This is a genomic window from Pseudomonas syringae (genome assembly GCF_001698815.1).
Lineage (GTDB): Bacteria > Pseudomonadota > Gammaproteobacteria > Pseudomonadales > Pseudomonadaceae > Aquipseudomonas > Aquipseudomonas syringae_A.
This window is the reverse complement of sequence record NZ_LGSI01000043.1, coordinates 25,428-41,551: the sequence shown is the minus strand read 5'-3', so window position 1 is coordinate 41,551 and position 16,124 is coordinate 25,428. Positions and strand designations below refer to the sequence as shown.

At 54.1% G+C, this 16,124-nt stretch carries 30 protein-coding genes; all 30 read right to left on the bottom strand.

All coding sequences use genetic code 11. The annotated features are described in order from the left end of the window. Nucleotides 1–42: 42 nt before the first annotated feature. The gene (gene bfr / locus AFK24_RS13265; RefSeq protein ID WP_065833643.1) at nucleotides 43–507 is read right to left on the bottom strand and encodes a bacterioferritin; all 465 of its coding nucleotides are present in this window, start codon (nucleotides 505–507) and stop codon (nucleotides 43–45) included. A 156-nt stretch (nucleotides 508–663) separates the two neighbouring features. Continuing rightward, nucleotides 664–2,112: a catalase gene (locus AFK24_RS13260; RefSeq protein ID WP_065833642.1), complete on the bottom strand. Its 1,449-nt coding sequence runs from the start codon at nucleotides 2,110–2,112 to the stop codon at nucleotides 664–666. 236 nt (nucleotides 2,113–2,348) lie between these two features. Further along, nucleotides 2,349–2,735: a 50S ribosomal protein L17 gene (rplQ, locus tag AFK24_RS13255; RefSeq protein ID WP_008145500.1), complete on the bottom strand. Its 387-nt coding sequence runs from the start codon at nucleotides 2,733–2,735 to the stop codon at nucleotides 2,349–2,351. 42 nt (nucleotides 2,736–2,777) lie between these two features. After that, the gene (locus AFK24_RS13250) at nucleotides 2,778–3,779 is read right to left on the bottom strand and encodes a DNA-directed RNA polymerase subunit alpha (protein ID WP_003176403.1); all 1,002 of its coding nucleotides are present in this window, start codon (nucleotides 3,777–3,779) and stop codon (nucleotides 2,778–2,780) included. Between the two features lie 22 nt (nucleotides 3,780–3,801). After that, a complete protein-coding gene (gene rpsD / locus AFK24_RS13245) occupies nucleotides 3,802–4,422 on the bottom strand; it encodes a 30S ribosomal protein S4 (RefSeq protein ID WP_020290692.1) in 621 nt (206 codons plus the stop codon). A gap of 18 nt (nucleotides 4,423–4,440) precedes the next feature. Continuing rightward, a complete protein-coding gene (rpsK, locus tag AFK24_RS13240) occupies nucleotides 4,441–4,830 on the bottom strand; it encodes a 30S ribosomal protein S11 (protein WP_002555466.1) in 390 nt (129 codons plus the stop codon). A 30-nt stretch (nucleotides 4,831–4,860) separates the two neighbouring features. After that, nucleotides 4,861–5,217, bottom strand: coding sequence for a 30S ribosomal protein S13 (gene rpsM, locus AFK24_RS13235; RefSeq protein ID WP_002555467.1), 357 nt, complete (start codon nucleotides 5,215–5,217; stop codon nucleotides 4,861–4,863). A gap of 128 nt (nucleotides 5,218–5,345) precedes the next feature. Further along, nucleotides 5,346–5,462, bottom strand: coding sequence for a 50S ribosomal protein L36 (gene rpmJ / locus AFK24_RS29930; protein ID WP_002555468.1), 117 nt, complete (start codon nucleotides 5,460–5,462; stop codon nucleotides 5,346–5,348). Nucleotides 5,463–5,490: 28 nt separating this feature from the next. Further along, nucleotides 5,491–6,819, bottom strand: a complete 1,329-nt coding sequence (gene secY, locus AFK24_RS13230) for a preprotein translocase subunit SecY (RefSeq protein ID WP_020290694.1) — start codon at nucleotides 6,817–6,819, stop codon at nucleotides 5,491–5,493. After that, a complete protein-coding gene (gene rplO / locus AFK24_RS13225; RefSeq protein ID WP_020290695.1) occupies nucleotides 6,820–7,254 on the bottom strand; it encodes a 50S ribosomal protein L15 in 435 nt (144 codons plus the stop codon). It lies immediately after the preceding gene. A 3-nt stretch (nucleotides 7,255–7,257) separates the two neighbouring features. After that, nucleotides 7,258–7,434: a 50S ribosomal protein L30 gene (rpmD, locus tag AFK24_RS13220; protein ID WP_003186033.1), complete on the bottom strand. Its 177-nt coding sequence runs from the start codon at nucleotides 7,432–7,434 to the stop codon at nucleotides 7,258–7,260. A gap of 2 nt (nucleotides 7,435–7,436) precedes the next feature. Then, on the bottom strand, nucleotides 7,437–7,937 hold the full coding sequence (gene rpsE, locus AFK24_RS13215; protein WP_065833641.1) for a 30S ribosomal protein S5: 501 nt from the start codon (nucleotides 7,935–7,937) through the stop codon (nucleotides 7,437–7,439). A gap of 3 nt (nucleotides 7,938–7,940) precedes the next feature. Then, on the bottom strand, nucleotides 7,941–8,291 hold the full coding sequence (gene rplR / locus AFK24_RS13210) for a 50S ribosomal protein L18 (RefSeq protein WP_020290696.1): 351 nt from the start codon (nucleotides 8,289–8,291) through the stop codon (nucleotides 7,941–7,943). A 10-nt stretch (nucleotides 8,292–8,301) separates the two neighbouring features. After that, nucleotides 8,302–8,835, bottom strand: a complete 534-nt coding sequence (gene rplF / locus AFK24_RS13205) for a 50S ribosomal protein L6 (protein WP_020290697.1) — start codon at nucleotides 8,833–8,835, stop codon at nucleotides 8,302–8,304. 12 nt (nucleotides 8,836–8,847) lie between these two features. Next, nucleotides 8,848–9,240: a 30S ribosomal protein S8 gene (rpsH, locus tag AFK24_RS13200; protein WP_065833640.1), complete on the bottom strand. Its 393-nt coding sequence runs from the start codon at nucleotides 9,238–9,240 to the stop codon at nucleotides 8,848–8,850. 214 nt (nucleotides 9,241–9,454) lie between these two features. Next, a complete protein-coding gene (gene rpsN / locus AFK24_RS13195; protein ID WP_020290699.1) occupies nucleotides 9,455–9,760 on the bottom strand; it encodes a 30S ribosomal protein S14 in 306 nt (101 codons plus the stop codon). A gap of 13 nt (nucleotides 9,761–9,773) precedes the next feature. Continuing rightward, on the bottom strand, nucleotides 9,774–10,313 hold the full coding sequence (gene rplE / locus AFK24_RS13190) for a 50S ribosomal protein L5 (protein WP_065833639.1): 540 nt from the start codon (nucleotides 10,311–10,313) through the stop codon (nucleotides 9,774–9,776). A 20-nt stretch (nucleotides 10,314–10,333) separates the two neighbouring features. Further along, a complete protein-coding gene (gene rplX, locus AFK24_RS13185) occupies nucleotides 10,334–10,648 on the bottom strand; it encodes a 50S ribosomal protein L24 (protein WP_020290701.1) in 315 nt (104 codons plus the stop codon). Nucleotides 10,649–10,659: 11 nt separating this feature from the next. Further along, on the bottom strand, nucleotides 10,660–11,028 hold the full coding sequence (gene rplN, locus AFK24_RS13180; protein ID WP_002555479.1) for a 50S ribosomal protein L14: 369 nt from the start codon (nucleotides 11,026–11,028) through the stop codon (nucleotides 10,660–10,662). A gap of 23 nt (nucleotides 11,029–11,051) precedes the next feature. Then, complete coding sequence (gene rpsQ / locus AFK24_RS13175; protein ID WP_020290702.1) at nucleotides 11,052–11,318, bottom strand: 30S ribosomal protein S17; 267 nt, start codon at nucleotides 11,316–11,318, stop codon at nucleotides 11,052–11,054. Between the two features lie 2 nt (nucleotides 11,319–11,320). Continuing rightward, on the bottom strand, nucleotides 11,321–11,512 hold the full coding sequence (gene rpmC, locus AFK24_RS13170; protein ID WP_002555481.1) for a 50S ribosomal protein L29: 192 nt from the start codon (nucleotides 11,510–11,512) through the stop codon (nucleotides 11,321–11,323). Further along, nucleotides 11,512–11,925, bottom strand: a complete 414-nt coding sequence (gene rplP, locus AFK24_RS13165) for a 50S ribosomal protein L16 (RefSeq protein ID WP_003444372.1) — start codon at nucleotides 11,923–11,925, stop codon at nucleotides 11,512–11,514. Before rplP ends, rpmC begins: the two co-directional genes overlap by 1 nt. 12 nt (nucleotides 11,926–11,937) lie before the next feature. Further along, a complete protein-coding gene (gene rpsC / locus AFK24_RS13160) occupies nucleotides 11,938–12,624 on the bottom strand; it encodes a 30S ribosomal protein S3 (protein ID WP_003176422.1) in 687 nt (228 codons plus the stop codon). Nucleotides 12,625–12,637: 13 nt separating this feature from the next. Next, nucleotides 12,638–12,970 carry a 50S ribosomal protein L22 gene (gene rplV, locus AFK24_RS13155; RefSeq protein WP_020290703.1) on the bottom strand — a complete coding sequence of 111 codons (333 nt, stop codon included), beginning with the start codon at nucleotides 12,968–12,970 and terminating at the stop codon, nucleotides 12,638–12,640. Between the two features lie 13 nt (nucleotides 12,971–12,983). Beyond that, complete coding sequence (rpsS, locus tag AFK24_RS13150) at nucleotides 12,984–13,259, bottom strand: 30S ribosomal protein S19 (protein WP_003232420.1); 276 nt, start codon at nucleotides 13,257–13,259, stop codon at nucleotides 12,984–12,986. A gap of 16 nt (nucleotides 13,260–13,275) precedes the next feature. Next, nucleotides 13,276–14,100: a 50S ribosomal protein L2 gene (rplB, locus tag AFK24_RS13145; protein ID WP_020290704.1), complete on the bottom strand. Its 825-nt coding sequence runs from the start codon at nucleotides 14,098–14,100 to the stop codon at nucleotides 13,276–13,278. A 14-nt stretch (nucleotides 14,101–14,114) separates the two neighbouring features. After that, complete coding sequence (rplW, locus tag AFK24_RS13140; protein ID WP_002555488.1) at nucleotides 14,115–14,414, bottom strand: 50S ribosomal protein L23; 300 nt, start codon at nucleotides 14,412–14,414, stop codon at nucleotides 14,115–14,117. Then, nucleotides 14,411–15,013, bottom strand: a complete 603-nt coding sequence (gene rplD / locus AFK24_RS13135; RefSeq protein ID WP_020290705.1) for a 50S ribosomal protein L4 — start codon at nucleotides 15,011–15,013, stop codon at nucleotides 14,411–14,413. The genes rplW and rplD overlap by 4 nt, the downstream gene beginning before the upstream one ends. A 12-nt stretch (nucleotides 15,014–15,025) precedes the next feature. Beyond that, a complete protein-coding gene (gene rplC, locus AFK24_RS13130; RefSeq protein WP_007253310.1) occupies nucleotides 15,026–15,661 on the bottom strand; it encodes a 50S ribosomal protein L3 in 636 nt (211 codons plus the stop codon). Nucleotides 15,662–15,742: 81 nt separating this feature from the next. Continuing rightward, complete coding sequence (rpsJ, locus tag AFK24_RS13125; RefSeq protein ID WP_003186070.1) at nucleotides 15,743–16,054, bottom strand: 30S ribosomal protein S10; 312 nt, start codon at nucleotides 16,052–16,054, stop codon at nucleotides 15,743–15,745. Nucleotides 16,055–16,124 lie beyond the last annotated feature (70 nt).

Below are 16,124 nucleotides of genomic sequence, written 5' to 3'. Positions count from 1 at the left end.
GTTATGTGCAGGGGCTTTTTCATGCGTGGCGAACGGTGCGGATCAGAACTGCGATTGCAGATAATTTTCCAGACCGATGCGCTTGATCAGACCCAGTTGCTGTTCAAGCCAATAGGTATGGTCTTCTTCGGTGTCTGCCAACTGGATACGCAGGATATCGCGGCTGACGTAATCCTTGTGCAGCTCACAGAGCTCAATGCCCTTGCATAGCGCGGCACGCACCTTGTATTCCAGGCGAAGATCGCTGGCGAGCATCTCAGGGACTGTGGCGCCGATATCCAGGTCATCCGCACGCATACGCGGCGTACCTTCGAGCATCAGGATGCGGCGCATCAATGCGTCGGCGTGTTGGGTCTCTTCTTCCATCTCGTGATTGATACGTTCGTAGAGCTTGCTGAAGCCCCAGTCTTCGTACATCCGCGAATGGATGAAATATTGGTCACGCGCCGCCAGTTCGCCAACCAGCAACGTCTTGAGATAATCGATTACATCCGGGTGACCTTGCATCGCCCTAAATCTCCCTGCTTTAAAGTGTGGAGTTTGAACCAACTGCGCGCCGAGGTCACTTGTCAAACAGCAAATAAGTAGTCAAAAGCAGCGAAAGTCGGACAACCGGATGCGAAAAACCGCCCAAATGAGGGCGGTTCTGTTTATCACTTCGAGTTAGCCCAGCTGAACACCCAATGTGTCAGCAACACCTTGGCCATAAGCTGCATCGGCTTTGAAGAAATGCTGCAGTTGACGCTGCACCACATCATTCGAAACTCCCGCCATGGCGCCAGCGATATTGCTGATCAGCAACGCTTTCTGGTCAGCGTTCATCAGGTTGAACAACTTGCCCGCCTGGCTGTAGTAATCGCCGTCTTCGCGATGATCGTAACGATCAGCCGCGCCACTCAATGCCAGCGCAGGTTCAGCGTAACGAGAATCCTGCTTCGGCGCGTCGGCGTAGCTGTTCGGCTCGTAGTTCGGTGCCGAACCGCCATTGCTACCGAATGCCATGGAACCGTCACGCTGGTAGCTGTGCACTGGGTTACGTGGCGCGTTGATCGGCAGTTGCTGGTGATTGGTCCCGACGCGATAGCGATGGGCGTCGGCATAAGCGAACACACGACCTTGCAGCATGCGATCCGGCGAAAGACCCACGCCCGGCACCATGTTGCTCGGGCCAAATGCGGCCTGCTCGACTTCAGCGAAGTAATTCAGCGGATTACGATTGAGCTCAAGCTCGCCCACTTCGATCAGCGGATATTCTTTCTGCGACCAGGTTTTGGTCACATCAAACGGATTCTCGTGATGCGCCGCAGCTTGGGCTTCGGTCATCAGCTGGATGCAAACGGTCCACTTCGGGAAGTCGCCTTTCTCGATGGCGCCAAACAGGTCGCGTTGGGCGTAATCAGGATCGGTACCGGCAATGCGCGCGGCATCGGCCGGCGCCAGGTTCTTGATGCCTTGCTGGGTCTTGTAGTGCCATTTTACCCAGTGACGCTCGCCTGACGTGCTGATCAAGCTGTAGGTGTGACTGCCGAAGCCGTGCATGTGGCGATAACCGTCCGGAATACCGCGATCGGAAAACAGGATCGTGACCTGGTGCAGCGCCTCAGGTGAATGCGACCAGAAGTCCCACATCATCTGCCCGCTTTTCAGATTGCTCTGCGGCAGACGTTTCTGGGTGTGGATGAAATCAGGAAACTTCAGCGGATCCCGAATGAAGAACACAGGCGTGTTGTTGCCAACAATGTCCCAGTTGCCTTCTTCGGTATAGAACTTCAGGGCGAAACCACGTGGGTCACGCTCGGTATCGGCCGAACCACGCTCGCCACCCACGGTGGAGAAGCGCAGGAAGATCGGGGTTTGCTTACCAACAGCGTCGAACAGTTTCGCACTGGTGTACGACGAAATATCGCCGGTGACCGTGAAGGTACCGTGAGCGCCCGAACCTTTGGCGTGAACGCGTCGTTCTGGAATGTTTTCGCGGTTGAAGTGAGCAAGCTTCTCAAGCAGATGGAAGTCGTCGAGGAGCAGCGGGCCACGCGGGCCGGCAGAGCGGGAATTCTGGTTATCGGCGACAGGTGCGCCGCTGGCGGTTGTAAGCGTTTTATTCTGGCTCATGCAATCTACTTCCTCTGTCAGTCTTTGAACTGCCGGCTAATTGGCTGGAAGGGAGTATTGATCATCGACGTTACACCTACAAATTCATTAATTTGTAGCTACCGATAGAAAATTACTAACTCACTCCCGTGCGCATGATGCAGAGAGCCAGACAGGGAAACTTGTACGAACCGTGCTTTTCTTACAAGCACAAAAAACCGGGCACAAGGCCCGGTTCTTTGTTTCAGACTGACGTCTTACTCAGCGGATACAGCTTCACCGCCGGCAGGACGATCAACCAGTTCGACGTACGCCATAGGCGCGTTGTCGCCAGTGCGGAAACCGCACTTGAGGATGCGCAGGTAGCCACCCTCACGGGTTGCATAACGCTTGCCCAGATCGTTGAACAGCTTACCAACGATTGCTTTCGAACGAGTACGGTCGAAAGCCAGACGGCGGTTAGCCAGACTGTCTGTCTTGGCCAAAGTGATCAGCGGCTCAGCAACGCGGCGCAGTTCTTTGGCTTTCGGCAATGTAGTTTTGATCAGCTCGTGCTCGAACAGCGACACCGCCATGTTTTGAAACATGGCCTTACGGTGGGAGCTAGTCCGGCTCAGGTGACGACCACTTTTACGATGACGCATGGTTCATTCCTTACCAAACACAACGTTCGGTGATTACGACGATCAGGCAGTCGCCTTGTCGTCCTTCTTAAGACTTGCCGGCGGCCAGTTGTCGAGGCGCATGCCGAGGGACAGACCACGGGAGGCCAGGACGTCCTTGATCTCAGTCAAGGATTTCTTGCCAAGGTTCGGAGTCTTCAACAGTTCTACTTCGGTGCGCTGAATCAGGTCGCCGATGTAGTAAATGTTCTCCGCCTTGAGGCAGTTGGCCGAACGTACAGTCAGTTCCAAATCGTCAACCGGACGAAGCAGGATCGGATCGATCTCGTCTTCCTGTTCGATTACCACTGGTTCGCTGTCACCTTTGAGGTCGACGAACGCAGCCAACTGCTGTTGCAGAATGGTTGCAGCGCGGCGAATAGCCTCTTCAGGATCCAGAGTACCGTTGGTTTCCAGATCAATAACCAGCTTGTCCAGGTTAGTACGCTGCTCGACACGGGCGTTTTCCACCACGTATGCGATACGGCGAACCGGGCTGAACGAAGAATCGAGCTGCAAGCGACCGATGCTGCGGCTTTCGTCTTCATCGCTCTGACGCGAGTCTGCCGGTTCATAACCACGACCACGAGCTACGGTGAGCTTCATGTTCAGGGCGCCGTTAGACGCCAGGTTAGCGATTACGTGATCGGGATTAACGATCTCGACATCATGATCCAGCTGAATATCGGCAGCGGTAACCACCCCCGAACCCTTCTTCGACAAGGTCAGCGTAACTTCGTCTCGACCGTGCAGCTTGATAGCCAGACCTTTAAGGTTCAACAGGATTTCAATGACATCTTCCTGTACACCTTCGATGGCGCTGTACTCATGGAGTACACCGTCAATCTCGGCCTCGACTACTGCACAGCCGGGCATGGAGGACAACAGGATGCGGCGCAGCGCGTTGCCCAGGGTATGGCCAAAACCACGCTCGAGAGGCTCGAGTGTGATTTTAGCGCGGGTTGGACTGACAACCTGCACATCAATATGGCGGGGTGTCAGGAACTCATTTACCGAAATCTGCATGGATGCACCTATTTTCTAGCCCTTACTTGGAGTAGAGCTCGACAATCAGGCTTTCGTTGATGTCGGCGGACAGATCACTGCGAGCAGGAACGTTTTTGAAGACGCCCGACTTCTTCTCAATGTCTACTTCTACCCATTCTACGCGGCCACGTTGGGCACACAGATCGAGAGCTTGGACAATGCGCAGTTGGTTCTTGGCCTTCTCGCGGATAGCAACCACGTCACCAGCACGAACCTGGTACGAAGGAACGTTAACGGTTTTGCCGTTGACGCTGACCGACTTGTGCGAAACCAATTGACGGGATTCAGCACGTGTCGAGCCGAAGCCCATGCGGTATACGACGTTGTCCAGGCGGCATTCGAGCAGTTGCAGCAGGTTCTCACCAGTAGCGCCTTTCTTGCCGGCAGCTTCTTTGTAGTAACCGCTGAACTGACGTTCGAGAACGCCATAGATGCGACGTACTTTTTGTTTCTCACGCAGCTGAGTGCCGTAATCGGACTGGCGACCGCGGCGTTGGCCGTGGATGCCTGGAGCTGCTTCGATGTTGCACTTGGATTCGATAGCGCGAACGCCGCTCTTCAAAAAGAGATCGGTGCCTTCACGACGAGCAAGTTTGCATTTTGGACCAATGTAACGAGCCATTTCTTACAGTCTCCTGGATTACACGCGGCGCTTCTTCGGCGGACGGCACCCGTTGTGCGGGATTGGCGTCACGTCGGTGATGCTGGCGATCTTATAGCCACAGCCGTTCAAAGCACGGACAGCAGACTCACGACCTGGACCTGGACCCTTGACGTTAACGTCGAGGTTCTTCAGACCATACTCCAGCGCAGCTTGACCAGCACGTTCAGCAGCTACTTGAGCAGCGAACGGGGTGGACTTACGTGAACCGCGGAAACCCGAACCGCCGGAGGTAGCCCAAGAAAGCGCGTTACCTTGACGATCGGTGATGGTGACGATTGTGTTGTTAAACGACGCGTGGATGTGGGCGATGCCATCAACCACCGTCTTTTTAACTTTTTTACGAGGACGAGCAGCAGGTTTTGCCATGACTAAATTCCTGTCGTTGCGCTGGTGCGATTACTTGCGGATCGGCTTACGCGGACCTTTGCGAGTACGCGCGTTGGTCTTGGTACGCTGACCGCGCACTGGAAGACCACGACGATGGCGCAGACCGCGGTAGCAGCCCAAATCCATCAAGCGCTTGATTTTCATGTTGATTTCGCGACGCAGATCACCTTCAGTGGTGAACTTCGCCACTTCGCCACGCAGCTGTTCAATCTGCTCGTCGCTCAGATCTTTGATCTTTACCGCTGGGTTAACCCCAGTGGTTGCACAAATTTTCTGTGCAGTGGTGCGACCAACACCATAGATGTAGGTCAACGAGATAACAGTATGCTTGTTATCTGGAATGTTAACGCCTGCAATACGGGCCATTCAGTGGGACTCCAATTGACAGCTACCTACGCCCCGGAAGCCAAGAAATAGGGCGCGAGATAATATCGCTGTAATAACAAATAATCAACCCAGCAGCGCACTAGCTGCTGGGCTTAAGCAGATCACACTCAGCCTTGGCGCTGTTTGTGACGTGGTTCCGCGCTGCAAATTACTCGAACAACACCTTCGCGGCGAATAATCTTGCAGTTACGGCACAGCTTTTTCACCGATGCACGAACTTTCATCACCAACTCCTCGAACCTTATGGGTGCTTCAGCGCAGCATGCCGCTGCCGTAGCCCTTCAGGTTGGCTTTCTTCATCAGGGATTCATACTGGTGCGAAACGAGGTGCGATTGTACTTGCGACATGAAGTCCATCACAACCACTACCACGATCAGCAACGAGGTCCCGCCAAGGTAGAACGGTACGTTTGCTGCGACCACCAAAAACTGTGGAAGCAGACACACGGCCGTCATATATAGAGCACCGAACATGGTCAAGCGGGTCAGAACGCCATCAATATAGCGCGCCGACTGCTCGCCTGGACGAATACCCGGAATAAAGGCACCGGACTTCTTCAGGTTTTCCGCTACGTCTTTCGGATTGAACATCAACGCCGTATAGAAGAAGCAGAAGAAAATAATCCCTGCACTAAACAGCAGAATATTCAACGGCTGACCAGGAGCGATCGACTGCGAGATGTCCTGCAACCAGCCCATACCTTCAGACTGACCAAACCAGGAACCCAACGAAGCCGGAAACAGCAAAATGCTGCTCGCGAAGATGGCCGGAATAACGCCAGCCATGTTCACTTTCAGCGGCAAGTGGCTTGTCTGCGCAGCAAAGACCTTGCGGCCCTGCTGACGCTTGGCGTAGTGAACAGCAATACGACGCTGACCACGCTCAATGAACACCACGAAACCGATGATCGCTACTGCCAGCAACCCGATCGCAACCAGAGCGAAAATGTTGATATCGCCCTGACGAGCAGACTCGAAAGACTGCCCGATAGCTCTCGGAAGACCGGCGACGATACCTGCGAAAATCAACATCGAGATACCGTTACCAACACCGCGCTCGGTAATCTGCTCGCCCAGCCACATCATGAACATCGCCCCCGCCACAAAGGTGGTGACGGCCACGAAGTGGAAGCCGATATCTGCAGAGAACGCAACGCCCTGACTGGCCAGGCCAACGGACATGCCGATAGCTTGAACCAGAGCCAGGACGACGGTGCCATAGCGGGTGTATTGACTGATCTTACGACGACCAGCCTCACCTTCCTTCTTCAACTGCTCCAACTGCGGACTGACGGCGGTCATCAGCTGCATGATGATCGATGCCGAAATATACGGCATGATCCCCAGTGCAAAGATGCTCATCCGTTCCAGTGCGCCACCGGAAAACATGTTGAACAAGCTAAGAATGGTCCCCTCATTCTGTCGAAACAGGTCTGCGAGTCGGTCAGGATTGATACCTGGTACCGGGATGTGTGCGCCTATTCGGTAGACGATAATCGCCAGGAACAGAAAACGCAGACGAGCCCAGAGTTCAGACATACCGCCTTTGCCGAGCGCTGAGAGAGCACCTTGCTTAGCCATTTATTCCTCGAACTTGCCGCCAGCTGCTTCGATAGCCGCACGCGCACCTTTGGTGGCTGCGATACCTTTGATGGTGACAGCGCGAGTAACCTCACCGGACAACATGATTTTCACACGCTGTACGTTTTGGTTGATCACGTTGGCATCCTTCAGGGACTGCACAGTTACGACGTCGCCTTCCACTTTAGCCAGCTCGGACAAACGCACTTCTGCGCGGTCCATGGCCTTCAGGGAAACGAAGCCGAATTTTGGCAGACGACGATGCAACGGCTGTTGGCCGCCTTCAAAGCCCGGAGCGATTGTGCCACCAGAGCGGGAGGATTGACCTTTGTGGCCACGGCCACCGGTCTTACCCAAACCACTACCGATACCACGGCCCGGACGATGCTTTTCGCGACGGGAACCCGGCGCTGGACTCAGATCATTGAGTTTCATCGATTAACCCTCGACTCGCAGCATGTAGTAAGCCTTGTTGATCATCCCGCGATTCTCGGGAGTATCCAGCACTTCTACAGTGTGACCGATGCGACGCAGACCCAGACCTTTCACACACAATTTGTGGTTAGGAATGCGACCGGTCATGCTTTTGATCAACGTTACTTTAACGGTAGCCATGATCAGAAGATCTCCTTGACACTTTTGCCGCGCTTGGCAGCAATAGACTCAGGAGATTGCATAGCCTTCAAACCCTTGAATGTGGCGTGAACCACGTTTACAGGGTTAGTCGAGCCATAGCACTTAGCCAATACGTTCTGAACACCAGCAACTTCCAGCACTGCGCGCATAGCGCCGCCAGCGATGATACCGGTACCGTCAGAAGCAGGCTGCATGTACACCTTCGAAGCGCCATGGGCGGACTTCATTGCGTACTGCAGGGTAGTGCCGTTCAGATCAACCTGGATCATGTTGCGGCGAGCAGCTTCCATCGCCTTCTGGATCGCAGCAGGCACTTCACGTGACTTGCCACGACCAAAGCCAACACGCCCTTTACCATCACCAACCACGGTCAACGCGGTGAAAGTGAAGATACGGCCGCCTTTTACAGTCTTGGCAACGCGGTTAACTTGAACCAGCTTCTCGATGTAGCCTTCGTCGCGTTTTTGGTCGTTATTTGACATAACTTAGAACTCCAGCCCGCCTTCACGAGCAGCATCAGCCAGCGCCTTGACGCGGCCGTGGTACTTGAAGCCAGAACGGTCAAAAGCCACTTGCGATACACCGGCGGCTTTCGCACGCTCAGCGACCAGCTGGCCAACCTTAGTGGCCGCGTCGATGTTGCCAGTGGCACCATCACGCAGTTCTTTGTCCAAAGTCGAGGCGCTTGCCAAGACTTTGCTGCCGTCGGCCGAAATGACCTGGGCATAAATGTGCTGCGAAGAGCGGTACACGCAGAGACGCACGACTTCTAGCTCGTGCATTTTCAGGCGTGCTTTCCGAGCGCGACGCAGTCGGGTAACTTTCTTGTCGGTCATTTGCTATGCCCTACTTCTTCTTGGCTTCTTTACGGCGGACGACTTCGTCTGCGTAACGCACACCTTTGCCTTTGTACGGCTCAGGACGGCGGAAGTCGCGGATCTCAGCGGCCACTTGACCAACCAACTGCTTATCGATACCTCGAATGAAGATATCGGTCTGGTTGGGAGTCTCAGCGGTGATGCCTTCCGGCAGTTCGTAATCCACTGGGTGCGAGAAGCCAAGAGCCAGGTTCAGCACTGTGCCTTTTGCTTGCGCTTTATAACCAACACCGACCAGCTGGAGCTTACGCTCGAAGCCTTGGCTTACGCCCTGGACCATGTTGTTAACCAGTGCACGAGTGGTGCCGGCCATTGCGCGAGTTTGTTGATCGCCATTGCGAGCAGCGAAACGCAGCTCACCAGCTTCTTCAACAATTTCAACAGACGAATGGATGTTCAGATCTAGAGTGCCCTTGGCACCCTTCACCGAAAGCTGCTGGCCGACGAGCTTAACTTCGACGCCTGCTGGCAACTTAACGGGGTTCTTAGCTACGCGTGACATGCTTATCCCCCCTTAGAACACTGTGCAAAGCACTTCGCCGCCGACACCGGCAGCGCGCGCAGCACGATCCGTCATCACACCTTTGTTGGTGGAGACGATAGACACACCGAGACCGCCACGAACTTTTGGCAGATCATCGACGGACTTGTACTGACGCAAGCCTGGACGGCTGACGCGCTTCACTTCTTCGATGACTGGACGGCCTTCGAAGTACTTCAGCTCGATGGACAACAGCGGTTTGATTTCGCTGCTGATCTGATAACCCGCAATGTAACCTTCGTCCTTCAGGACTTTGGCTACAGCTACCTTCAACGTGGAAGATGGCATGCTTACGACGGGCTTTTCAGCCATCTGGGCATTACGGATACGAGTTAGCATGTCCGCTAACGGGTCCTGCATACTCATGGGCTAGACGCTCCTAATACAAAATAATTAGCCTTACGGCTACAGCTTATCGCCGAGAAACTCCGGGCAAATGAAAAACACGGGCTCAGGCGAGCCGGCAATTCTAGACGTACCCCAGAAATGAATCAAGCCCCAATAGGGGCTTGATTCAAATTCAGGCTTCATTCCGACCAAACGCGTAGGCGTCCGGCCGGAGTTCAGCGAGAAAGACGACTTACCAGCTGGCTTTAACCAGACCCGGAACGTCACCACGCATTGCAGCTTCACGCAGTTTGTTACGGCCAAGGCCGAACTTGCGGTAAACGCCGTGCGGACGACCAGTGATGCGGCAGCGGTTACGCATGCGCGAGGCGCTTGCGTCACGTGGCTGCTTCTGCAGAGCTACTGTAGCTTCCCAACGCGCTTCTGGACTTGCGTTCAGATCAACGATGACAGCTTTCAGCTCGGCACGCTTCTTGGCGTACTTGGCAACGGTGAGCTGACGCTTCAGCTCACGATTCTTCATGCTCTTCTTGGCCATTTTCCTACTCCAATCAGTTGCGGAACGGGAATTTGAAAGCACGCAGCAATGCGCGACCTTCTTCATCCGTCCGAGCAGTGGTGGTCAGAGTAATGTCCAGACCGCGCAGAGCATCGATCTTGTCGTAATCGATTTCCGGGAAAATGATCTGCTCTTTAACGCCCATGCTGTAGTTACCACGACCATCGAAGGACTTGGCATTCAGGCCGCGGAAGTCGCGAACCCGAGGCAGGGAGATCGACAGCAGACGATCCAGGAATTCATACATACGATCGCGACGCAGAGTAACTTTAACGCCAATCGGCCATCCTTCGCGGACTTTGAAGCCAGCGATAGATTTACGGGCGTAAGTCACAACGACTTTCTGACCGGTGATTTTTTCCAAGTCAGCTACAGCGTGCTCGATGACTTTTTTGTCGCCGATCGCTTCGCCCAGCCCCATGTTCAGGGTGATCTTGGTAACGCGCGGAACTTCCATCACGTTCGAAAGCTTAAGTTCTTCCTTAAGTTTCGGAGCGATTTCCTTCCGGTAAATCTCTTTTAGTCGTGCCATGGTCTTCTACCTAGCAGTGTTCAAGCATCAACCGCTTTTTGGGTCGACTTGAAGACACGAATTTTCTTGCCGTCTTCAACTTTGAAACCAACGCGGTCAGCCTTGTTGGTTGCGCCGTTGAAAATGGCGACGTTAGAAGCGTGCATTGGCGCTTCTTTCTCGACGATACCGCCTTGTACGCCCGACATCGGGTTTGGCTTGGTATGACGCTTCACCAGGTTGATCCCACCAATGACCAGACGGTCATCAGCAAGAACCTTGAGCACCTTACCGCGCTTACCTTTGTCTTTGCCGGCGATCACGATGATCTCGTCGTCACGACGAATCTTTTGCATGTCGGATCTCCTTACAGCACTTCTGGGGCGAGCGAGACGATCTTCATGAACTTCTCAGTACGAAGTTCACGGGTCACTGGCCCAAAGATACGGGTGCCAATCGGCTCTTGCTTGTTGTTCAGAAGAACAGCAGCGTTGCCGTCAAAGCGGATGATGGAGCCGTCAGCACGACGAACACCGTGGCGAGTGCGGACTACAACAGCAGTCATCACTTGGCCTTTTTTCACCTTACCGCGCGGAATTGCTTCCTTTACGGTTACTTTGATGATGTCACCGATACCAGCGTAACGACGATGGGAGCCACCCAGCACCTTGATGCACATAACGCGGCGTGCGCCGCTGTTATCGGCCACATCGAGCATGGATTGAGTCTGAATCATATAATTTCTCCGACCCCTAGTCCTTAGACTTCCACAGCGCGTTCGAGAATATCAACCAATGCCCAAGACTTGGTCTTGGCCACCGGACGAGTTTCACGAATAGTGACTTTGTCGCCGATGTGGCACTGATTGGTTTCGTCGTGCGCGTGCAGCTTAGTCGAACGCTTAACATATTTACCGTAGATCGGGTGCTTTACGCGACGCTCGATCAGTACGGTGATGGTTTTGTCCATCTTGTCGCTGACAACACGGCCAGTCAGCGTACGGACATTTTTCTCAGCTTCAGCCATGATCACTTACCTGCCTGCTGGTTGAGCACAGTCTTCACGCGAGCGATGTCGCGCTTAACTTGCGAGAGCAGGTGAGACTGCCCCAACTGGCCAGTTGCTTTCTGCATACGCAGATTGAACTGGTCACGCAGCAGGCCGAGCAGTTGCTCGTTCAGCTGCTGTGCTGATTTTTCACGAAGTTCATTCGCTTTCATCACATCACCGTCCGCTTAACAAAGGAGGTGGCGAGTGGCAGCTTTGCAGCAGCCAGGGCGAAAGCCTCACGCGCCAGCTCTTCAGTAACACCCTCGATTTCATACAGGACTTTGCCTGGCTGAATCTGGGCAACCCAGTACTCCACGTTACCCTTACCTTTACCCATACGAACTTCGAGGGGCTTTTTGGTTACAGGCTTGTCCGGGAATACACGGATCCAGATTTTGCCGCCACGTTTAACGTGACGGGTCAGTGCACGACGCGCTGACTCAATCTGACGAGCAGTGAGACGACCACGAGCAACAGACTTCAGCGCATATTCGCCGAAGCTGACTTTGCTACCGCGCAGTGCCAAGCCACGGTTGTGGCCAGTCATCTGCTTGCGGAACTTCGTACGCTTTGGTTGCAACATTTGGCGTACCCCTTACTTAGCAGCTTTTTTACGAGGCGCAGGTGCTTGTGGTTTCAGTTCTTCTTGGCGACCACCAATTACTTCGCCTTTGAAGATCCAAACCTTTACACCGATCACACCATAAGTGGTGTGAGCTTCGTAGTTGGCATAGTCGATGTCGGCACGCAGGGTGTGCAGTGGCACACGACCTTCGCGATACCATTCAGTACGTGCGATTTCAGCACCGCCGAGACGACCGCTCACTTGGATTTTGATGCCTTTGGCACCAATGCGCATGGCGTTCTGAACAGCGCGCTTCATAGCACGACGGAACATTACGCGGCGCTCCAGCTGCTGAGCTACGCTCTGCGCAACCAGCATACCGTCGAGCTCCGGCTTGCGGATCTCTTCGATATTGATGTGCACAGGCACACCCATTTGCTTGGTCAGGTCCTGACGCAGTTTCTCAACATCCTCACCTTTCTTCCCGATAACGATACCTGGACGAGCGGTGTGGATGGTGATACGTGCTGTCTGAGCCGGACGATGGATATCGATACGGCTGACGGACGCGCTTTTTAATTTGTCTTGGAGGTACTCACGCACTTTCAGATCAGCGAACAAATAGTCCGCATAAGTCCGACCGTCTGCGTACCAGACGGAGGTGTGCTCCTTGACGATTCCCAGGCGAATGCCAATGGGATGTACTTTCTGACCCATCTCTTCGACTCCGTTACTTGTCAGCAACCTTGACAGTGATATGGCAAGACCGCTTGACGATGCGATCAGCACGGCCTTTGGCACGCGGCATGATACGCTTCAGCGAACGCCCTTCGTTGACGAAAACGGTGGCAACCTTAAGGTCATCAACGTCTGCGCCTTCGTTGTGCTCGGCGTTGGCTACGGCCGACTCCAGCACTTTCTTCAGGATCTCGGCAGCTTTCTTGTTACTGAAAGCCAACAGGTTGAGCGCTTCGCCCACCTTCTTCCCGCGGATCTGGTCGGCGACCAAGCGGGCTTTCTGGGCGGAGATTCGAGCGCCCGACAACTTAGCGGCTACTTCCATCGTTCCTTACCCCTTAACGCTTGGCTTTCTTGTCTGCCACGTGCCCACGATATGTGCGGGTACCGGCAAACTCGCCTAGTTTATGGCCGACCATGTCTTCGTTCACGAGAACTGGGACATGAAGGCGACCGTTATGCACTGCAATGGTCAGACCGACCATTTGTGGCAGGATCATCGAACGACGCGACCAGGTTTTCACCGGTTTGCGATCGTTCTTTTCCGCCGCCACTTCGATCTTCTTCAGTAGGTGAAGATCAATAAAAGGACCTTTTTTCAGAGAACGTGGCACTGTCGTATCCCTCTATTTACTTGCGACGACGGACGATCATTTTGTCGGTACGCTTATTACCACGAGTCTTCGCGCCCTTAGTCGGGAAGCCCCACGGCGATACCGGATGACGACCACCAGAGGTACGACCTTCACCACCACCATGTGGGTGATCAACCGGGTTCATGGCAACACCACGAACGGTTGGGCGAACGCCACGCCAGCGTTTGGCACCAGCTTTACCCAGGGAACGCAGGCTATGCTCGGAGTTCGAGACTTCGCCCAGCGTTGCACGGCATTCCGACAGCACTTTGCGCATTTCACCGGAGCGAAGACGCAGGGTAACGTACACACCTTCACGAGCGATCAGCTGAGCCGAAGCACCAGCGGAACGAGCGATCTGAGCGCCTTTACCTGGCTTCAATTCGATGCCATGAACGGTGCTACCAACTGGAATGTTGCGCAGTTGAAGAGCGTTACCTGGTTTGATCGGCGCCAAGGCACCTGCGATCAGTTGGTCACCAGCACTAACGCCTTTAGGGGCGATGATGTAGCGACGCTCGCCATCTGCGTACAGCAGAAGGGCGATGTGAGCGGTACGGTTTGGATCGTATTCAATGCGCTCAACAGTGGCAGAGATGCCATCTTTGTCGTTGCGACGGAAGTCGACCAAACGATAATGCTGCTTATGACCACCACCGATGTGACGGGTAGTAATACGGCCATTGTTGTTACGACCACCAGTCTTCGATTTCTTCTCGAGCAGCGGTGCGTGAGGAGCGCCTTTATGCAGCTCCTGGTTGACCACCTTGACCACAAAACGGCGGCCAGGGGAAGTCGGTTTGCATTTAACGATTGCCATGATGCACCCCTTCCTTACTCAGCACTGCTGCTGAAATCGAGATCTTGGCCTGGCTGAAGGGAGATAACTGCCTTCTTCCAGTCATTACGCTTGCCCAGACCGCGAGCAGTGCGCTTGCTCTTACCCAGAACATTCAGGGTAGTAACACGCTCAACTTTCACGCTGAACAGGCTTTCGACGGCCTTCTTGATTTCCAGCTTGGTTGCGTCAGTAGCAACCTTGAAAACGAACTGACCTTTTTTGTCTGCCAGAACCGTAGCCTTCTCGGAAACGTGCGGGCCAAGCAGAACTTTAAATACGCGTTCCTGGTTCATCCCAGCAGCTCCTCGAATTTCTTCACGGCCGACACAGTGATCAACACTTTGTCGTATGCGATCAGACTAACTGGATCGGAACCTTGAACGTCACGTACATCAACGTGCGGCAGGTTGCGAGCAGCCAGGTACAGATTCTGGTCAACAGCGTCAGACACGATCAAGACGTCAGTCAGGCCCATGCCAGTCAGCTTGTTAAGCAAATCTTTGGTTTTCGGTGCTTCAACAGCGAAGTCCTGAACCACGACCAGACGATCAGTACGAACCAGTTCAGCAAGGATGGAGCGCAGTGCTGCGCGATACATCTTCTTGTTGAGCTTCTGAGAGTGATCCTGTGGACGTGCTGCGAAAGTGGTACCACCGCCACGCCAGATTGGGCTACGGATTGTACCGGCACGAGCACGGCCAGTACCCTTTTGACGCCACGGGCGCTTACCGCCACCACGAACGTCTGAACGGGTCTTTTGCTGCTTGGTGCCCTGACGACCGCCAGCCATGTAGGCCACGACTGCCTGGTGTACCAGCGTCTCGTTGAATTCGCCGCCAAATGTCAGTTCGGAAACTTCGATTGCTTGAGCGTCATTTACATTTAATTGCATGTCAGCTTCCCCTTAACCGCGAGCCTTGGCTGCTGGACGTACAACCAGATTGCCGCCAGTAGCGCCAGGAACAGCACCCTTGACCAACAACAGATTGCGTTCAGCGTCCACGCGCACTACTTCCAGGGACTGCACGGTCACGCGCTCAGCGCCCATATGACCGGACATTTTTTTGCCCTTGAATACACGACCAGGAGTCTGGCACTGGCCGATAGAGCCTGGGACGCGGTGGGACACGGAGTTACCGTGGGTATTATCTTGCCCGCGGAAGTTCCAGCGCTTGATCGTACCCTGGAAGCCTTTACCTTTGGACTGACCGGTTACATCAACCAGTTGACCAGCAGCGAAGATTTCAGCGTTGATCAGATCGCCGGCCTGGTAGTCGCCTTCTTCAAGACGGAATTCCATTACGGTACGACCAGCGGCAACGTTCGCTTTAGCGAAGTGGCCAGCTTGAGCAGCTGTAACGCGCGAAGCACGACGCTCACCGACAGTGACTTGCACTGCACGATAGCCATCGGTTTCTTCGGTTTTAAACTGGGTGACGCGATTCGGCTCGATCTCAATGACCGTAACCGGAATGGAGACACCTTCTTCGGTGAAAATACGGGTCATACCGCATTTACGACCGACTACACCAATAGTCATGTTGTAAACCTCATGAGTGTACGGGGCTTTCACCCGCTATGGCCGCCCATTTCAGAGCGTTACACGACTAAGACCCGAGTCTTAGCCGAGGCTGATCTGAACTTCCACACCGGCCGCAAGATCAAGCTTCATAAGAGCGTCAACGGTTTTATCCGTCGGCTGGACGATGTCCAGAACGCGCTTATGAGTACGGATCTCATACTGGTCGCGCGCGTCTTTGTTGACGTGCGGTGAAACCAGAACAGTGAACCGTTCTTTACGGGTAGGAAGTGGAATCGGACCACGCACTTGTGCACCAGTACGTTTCGCGGTTTCCACGATTTCCTGGGTAGATTGGTCGATCAAGCGATGGTCAAAAGCCTTCAACCTGATACGGATTTGCTGATTTTGCATTGGATTTCAGACTCCAGATTGCTGTTCCCACCGAGCGCAATACGCCCGTTAAAAGGAGGCGCAATTCTAT

What these genes read in the sequence shown, in the direction of transcription:
- bfr (WP_065833643.1), bottom strand. Translation starts at nt 507, where the DNA reads ATGCAAGGTCACCCGGATGTAATCGATTATCTCAAGACGTTGCTGGTT.
- AFK24_RS13260 (WP_065833642.1), bottom strand. Translation starts at nt 2,112, where the DNA reads ATGAGCCAGAATAAAACGCTTACAACCGCCAGCGGCGCACCTGTCGCC.
- rplQ (WP_008145500.1), bottom strand. Translation starts at nt 2,735, where the DNA reads ATGCGTCATCGTAAAAGTGGTCGTCACCTGAGCCGGACTAGCTCCCAC.
- AFK24_RS13250 (WP_003176403.1), bottom strand. Translation starts at nt 3,779, where the DNA reads ATGCAGATTTCGGTAAATGAGTTCCTGACACCCCGCCATATTGATGTG.
- rpsD (WP_020290692.1), bottom strand. Translation starts at nt 4,422, where the DNA reads ATGGCTCGTTACATTGGTCCAAAATGCAAACTTGCTCGTCGTGAAGGC.
- rpsK (WP_002555466.1), bottom strand. Translation starts at nt 4,830, where the DNA reads ATGGCAAAACCTGCTGCTCGTCCTCGTAAAAAAGTTAAAAAGACGGTG.
- rpsM (WP_002555467.1), bottom strand. Translation starts at nt 5,217, where the DNA reads ATGGCCCGTATTGCAGGCGTTAACATTCCAGATAACAAGCATACTGTT.
- rpmJ (WP_002555468.1), bottom strand. Translation starts at nt 5,462, where the DNA reads ATGAAAGTTCGTGCATCGGTGAAAAAGCTGTGCCGTAACTGCAAGATT.
- secY (WP_020290694.1), bottom strand. Translation starts at nt 6,819, where the DNA reads ATGGCTAAGCAAGGTGCTCTCTCAGCGCTCGGCAAAGGCGGTATGTCT.
- rplO (WP_020290695.1), bottom strand. Translation starts at nt 7,254, where the DNA reads ATGAAACTCAATGATCTGAGTCCAGCGCCGGGTTCCCGTCGCGAAAAG.
- rpmD (WP_003186033.1), bottom strand. Translation starts at nt 7,434, where the DNA reads ATGGCTACCGTTAAAGTAACGTTGATCAAAAGCATGACCGGTCGCATT.
- rpsE (WP_065833641.1), bottom strand. Translation starts at nt 7,937, where the DNA reads ATGTCAAATAACGACCAAAAACGCGACGAAGGCTACATCGAGAAGCTG.
- rplR (WP_020290696.1), bottom strand. Translation starts at nt 8,291, where the DNA reads ATGACCGACAAGAAAGTTACCCGACTGCGTCGCGCTCGGAAAGCACGC.
- rplF (WP_020290697.1), bottom strand. Translation starts at nt 8,835, where the DNA reads ATGTCACGCGTAGCTAAGAACCCCGTTAAGTTGCCAGCAGGCGTCGAA.
- rpsH (WP_065833640.1), bottom strand. Translation starts at nt 9,240, where the DNA reads ATGAGTATGCAGGACCCGTTAGCGGACATGCTAACTCGTATCCGTAAT.
- rpsN (WP_020290699.1), bottom strand. Translation starts at nt 9,760, where the DNA reads ATGGCCAAGAAGAGCATGAAGAATCGTGAGCTGAAGCGTCAGCTCACC.
- rplE (WP_065833639.1), bottom strand. Translation starts at nt 10,313, where the DNA reads ATGGCACGACTAAAAGAGATTTACCGGAAGGAAATCGCTCCGAAACTT.
- rplX (WP_020290701.1), bottom strand. Translation starts at nt 10,648, where the DNA reads ATGCAAAAGATTCGTCGTGACGACGAGATCATCGTGATCGCCGGCAAA.
- rplN (WP_002555479.1), bottom strand. Translation starts at nt 11,028, where the DNA reads ATGATTCAGACTCAATCCATGCTCGATGTGGCCGATAACAGCGGCGCA.
- rpsQ (WP_020290702.1), bottom strand. Translation starts at nt 11,318, where the DNA reads ATGGCTGAAGCTGAGAAAAATGTCCGTACGCTGACTGGCCGTGTTGTC.
- rpmC (WP_002555481.1), bottom strand. Translation starts at nt 11,512, where the DNA reads ATGAAAGCGAATGAACTTCGTGAAAAATCAGCACAGCAGCTGAACGAG.
- rplP (WP_003444372.1), bottom strand. Translation starts at nt 11,925, where the DNA reads ATGTTGCAACCAAAGCGTACGAAGTTCCGCAAGCAGATGACTGGCCAC.
- rpsC (WP_003176422.1), bottom strand. Translation starts at nt 12,624, where the DNA reads ATGGGTCAGAAAGTACATCCCATTGGCATTCGCCTGGGAATCGTCAAG.
- rplV (WP_020290703.1), bottom strand. Translation starts at nt 12,970, where the DNA reads ATGGAAGTAGCCGCTAAGTTGTCGGGCGCTCGAATCTCCGCCCAGAAA.
- rplB (WP_020290704.1), bottom strand. Translation starts at nt 14,100, where the DNA reads ATGGCAATCGTTAAATGCAAACCGACTTCCCCTGGCCGCCGTTTTGTG.
- rplW (WP_002555488.1), bottom strand. Translation starts at nt 14,414, where the DNA reads ATGAACCAGGAACGCGTATTTAAAGTTCTGCTTGGCCCGCACGTTTCC.
- rplD (WP_020290705.1), bottom strand. Translation starts at nt 15,013, where the DNA reads ATGCAATTAAATGTAAATGACGCTCAAGCAATCGAAGTTTCCGAACTG.
- rplC (WP_007253310.1), bottom strand. Translation starts at nt 15,661, where the DNA reads ATGACTATTGGTGTAGTCGGTCGTAAATGCGGTATGACCCGTATTTTC.
- rpsJ (WP_003186070.1), bottom strand. Translation starts at nt 16,054, where the DNA reads ATGCAAAATCAGCAAATCCGTATCAGGTTGAAGGCTTTTGACCATCGC.